General features: G+C 68.7%; 1 protein-coding gene. It reads right to left on the minus strand.

The features are described 5' to 3' along the window. The coding region (locus tag ACWBNA_RS47865; RefSeq protein WP_482710887.1) for a lyase family protein at window positions 1-587 on the minus strand (587 nt) is incomplete at both ends.

Below are 587 nucleotides of genomic sequence, written 5' to 3' on the forward strand. Positions count from 1 at the left end.
CCCTTCTCCAGCACGAGTTCGGCGACGCCCCGGCCGGTGGCGAGGGCCTCCTTGGCGATGTCGGTGGCCGCGGTGTAGCCGATGTGCGGGTTGAGGGCGGTGACCAGTCCGATGGAGTTCTCCACGCTCGCGCGCAGTGCCTCGGTGTTGGCGGTGATGCCGTCCACGCAGCGTTCGGCGAGGGTGAGGCAGGCGGCTCGCAGGTGGGTGATGGACTCCGACAGGGAGTGCAGGATGATCGGCTCGAAGGCGTTGAGCTGGAGCTGTCCGGCCTCGGCTGCCATCGTGATGGTGACGTCGTTGCCGATCACCTCGAAGGCGACCTGGTTGACGACCTCGGGGATCACCGGGTTGACCTTGCCGGGCATGATCGACGAACCGGCCTGCACGGGCGGCAGGTTGATCTCGCCGAGGCCCGCGCGCGGCCCGGACGACAACAGCCGCAGGTCGTTGCAGCTCTTCGAGAGCTTGACGGCGACCCGCTTGAGCACGCCGGACATCTGCACGAACGCGCCGCAGTCCTGGGTGGCCTCGACCAGGTTCGCGGCCGTGACCAGCGGCAGTCCGGTGATCTCGGAGAGGTGGCG

The sequence above is a fragment of the Streptomyces sp. Q2 genome (assembly GCF_056820935.1).